The sequence below is a fragment of the Sphaerochaeta sp. S2 genome (assembly GCF_016406725.1).
Taxonomy (GTDB): domain Bacteria; phylum Spirochaetota; class Spirochaetia; order Sphaerochaetales; family Sphaerochaetaceae; genus Sphaerochaeta.
Genome location: NZ_JAEKNT010000149.1, coordinates 1 through 3,385 on the forward strand (window position 1 = coordinate 1; position 3,385 = coordinate 3,385).

The 3,385-nt window shown below is 44.5% G+C and carries 2 protein-coding genes; both read right to left on the reverse strand.

Features of this window, described 5'->3' with window-relative positions; genetic code table 11:
- On the reverse strand, positions 1 to 533 hold a 533-nt coding region (locus JF818_RS03925), incomplete at its 3' end, for a PhoH family protein (RefSeq protein ID WP_198890675.1).
- Positions 534 to 541: 8 nt separating this feature from the next.
- Positions 542 to 3,385 (reverse strand): hypothetical protein (locus JF818_RS03930; protein ID WP_233065968.1); only part of this gene is annotated, 2,844 nt, incomplete at its 5' end.

The following is a 3,385-nucleotide window of genomic DNA, read 5'->3' on the forward strand; positions in this document are numbered from 1 at the left end:
GGCAAAAAGCCTAGGCTCTCCCCTGCTTCAACAATAGGTCGGGTAAGGATGATCTTGTGTTTCTTCCCACTCAACAACTGCCCAAGAGCATATGCTACTGCCAAGAAAGTTTTTCCAGTACCTGCAGGACCGATTCCAAAAACAATCTGGTTCTCCATCATGCTTTTGATGTATTGCTCCTGCATTCGACTCTTGGGATAGGCAAAACGATTATGAACCATGATATAGGGTTTTTCCCATTGGTCACTGGAGAGTAGTTCCTGGATTGGTTGGTCGCTTTTCATGCCCTGATATTCCATGAAAATTTCTGTTTCACTGAAATAGTGCTGATTCTCTGCAAGTTTTTGCAAACGTGCCATCAAGGAGAGAAATCGGTTGGTGACTTGTTCATCTTTGCTCAGACAAGAAAGCGAATTGCCTTTTACGAACAAATCACATCCAAGCAACGCCTCTAAATAGGGAAGATTCCGATCATTGATACCCAGCACCCGTTCCATCTGTTCTTCATTAGAAAATTCCACACTTCTATCCATGCATAATCCTATGAAGAGGATGAACGCATCCAAACACTGTTGTCCTGCGTCCATGTCTCTTCCACATCCAGCTCGGGAATCGTGTTCCAGGTAAGGTAGACTGAAACCGTTGGAACCCAGCTGTATTGGTTGTTCGATAATACAACACTTCCGCTGTATTTACAATTCAGTGACCAATCTTCAAGGTCATGGACCATCATAATGGAGAGCTCACTGAGGTTGAATTGCGTATTGTATCTTCCATCTCCACTGAAGTCAAAGCTTCTCAGCAGATCCTGCCAAAGCAGGGAGTAAGAGAATGTATCATCAACATCGTAATAGTGGAAGAACCCGGTATTTGTGCTTTTTGCAGCAAGCGTTATATCCAAAAACTCAGCAATCTGGAGTCGTGCTGATGCCATTATTGAGAAGGAACTTGCGTATCGGTCCTGATAAAAGAACTTCAGGGAAGAGTCTATACCCAATGTCAGGGCAATACGTCTCTTCCACCACCTAAGCTGTATATCCTTTCCTGCAATATCGATCTGCAGTTTCTCAGCTTGCAAGTCTGACGCCTCCCCTTTTAATGCATATGTTACCTTGAGATGGGGAATCGCTACATCATAGGTAATATGATCAAAATAGTTTGGTTTTCCATCACTGGTGAGGAACGAGAATAAAAACCTTTGTGACATAGTGAGAAAGGATGAAAAGAACGCTTCCTTGATTGTTCCCTCAAGATGCATGGCCTCTTCCCAGGAAGTAGTGGCCCTCGTAAAATCGTATGACCCAGATAGAGAAACAGTAAGTGGTTTCGTGGTATAGGCAAATGATGATTTCAAGGTATCCTTGCGAAGAGAGGACTCATATTCGCTAAAGAGCAGTGATGAGGAGAGTGAGAGTGGGCCCATCACATATTTCAGGCCCGGCAGTAGGCTCTGCTTTACTGGATAGAGACTTGCAGTAACACTAGGCGTTATGGTTGCTTCCCCAAGTGGGAAAGACTGTTGGTAGCGGACCTGATGCACTGTCACAGACTCATCGTCAAACGCATACTCCTGCTTGATACTCTCTACTGGGCTACCAAGTGGTTTCTCGTAGTTCTCCTGATAACGATACAGCCGTTGGCTCAAGGTATAGGTCAGGCCAATAGAGGGAACAGCAACCGTGTTTACATTGAATAGTTGATATGCGTAGCTTTTATAGATGCTCTTGCTCTGGTCTTCCAGGAAGGTGAGCTGCGGAAGCAATTCACTCGAGATCGTGAAGAGCTTGGTATTCGGCGAAGCTTTCAGTGCAACAGAACCTTTTGTAAGACTGTAAAGATATGCTTCTTCCCAATCAATCACGCCAAGCGTTGCATTAAGGGTATGGGTAATCCTCTGGTCTAGGGAGTAGGACAGGGATATCAGCTTCTCAGACTGTTTTGAAGAAACTCCACCCTTTGCTAAAGTTATTTTGTATGCGTCCGGCAACAAGATATCTTTTTCCTTTTCTTCAACTGATTCCTTGCTTTCCGATGTTTTAGGTTTTTTAGAGGAATAATCAAGCAAAGTGCCTTTGAGATTTAGAGAAAAAAGAGGAAGATGCATCTGTTGCAATACATAGGAGTAGGCAGGGCCTTCATCTTGCCATTTGAAGAGCGCATCAGCTTCGAGATTGGAGATATTCAATGAAGAAATATATGGCGAAAGTGTGCTGGTTGGAAGCGAGAATGACCCTTTCATCTTCCAAGTAAAACTGGTGATGTCTGATCGGTAGGTTGTGGGAAATTCCTGATTCTTTCCCAGCAATGCATCAAAGGAGAAGGATGTAAGACGGTTCCCATACATACGTAACACTTTTGGATCTGAATAGAGGGGCATTGATATATCGAGCTTCGCCCATGTGGTGCTTAGCTTTACTCCCTGGTTAAGATAGTAGCGGTTGTATCCTACATCAGAATAGAGCGCAATTGGACTTGTTCCCAAGGGATATAACGCAAATGCAGAGAGGGAGTTAAATGTAAGGCGTTTTGAAAAGAAAGTCGTCTTGCTGTCATAGCCTGCATGCAATCCCGCGTTCTCATATGCATCAAAGAAGAATGTGAGATAAGAATCTGTTTCTTTTGCCCAGGACTGAACAGCAGAAAGTTCTTCAGTATTCGTATAGAGAACCTTCCCTGGGGACTTGGGTCCTTCATCAGGAGAACTTAACAGCTTTGTTATACTCGATTGTTCACTCTCTTCGAAATTTGGATATGATCCATATACTTCCCAGGTTGTAGAAACAAACATTCCCCGGTCACTGGTGAATCCGAGAGCAGGATTTCCCACCATCTGGTTGCCGGGGAAAAAGAAAAAAGGCGTCCAAAAAACGGGAACACGACCAAGATACAAGGCTGCATTATGGACCATGAGATCCCCACCTGAGAGGAAGCTTAACCGATCTGCCCTAATGGAGGAGAGTGGGTCTTTCTCACGTGTGCCGATCTGTCCATCCTGGTAATAAATTCCACCATCAGAACCTTGATATGTGATAAGGCTTCCTGAGGTATAGATACTGACATTCTCATCCTCACTGTTCTCACGATCACTCTTGGTTGTTGCCCCGCTGATGGTCAGTGTCTCATCCGACCAATCGAAGGTTACGATGCTTCCTTCTATCGCTTGCAAGGCAGCATCAACACCCCTATCCTCGAACAACACAGAACCTGAAGCGGTAAGCAAGGTATGGGAGAGGTCAATGAGCACATTCTGTGCCCTAAGTTGTTTAGGCTCCGGTTTCCCTTCTCCTACAAATGAGACAATGACATCCCCTGAAAGTGTGAGAAGAGAAGAATCAGCATCTGTATGCATTGTTCTTGCTTGTGTGATCTCAAGTCTGTATGAGCC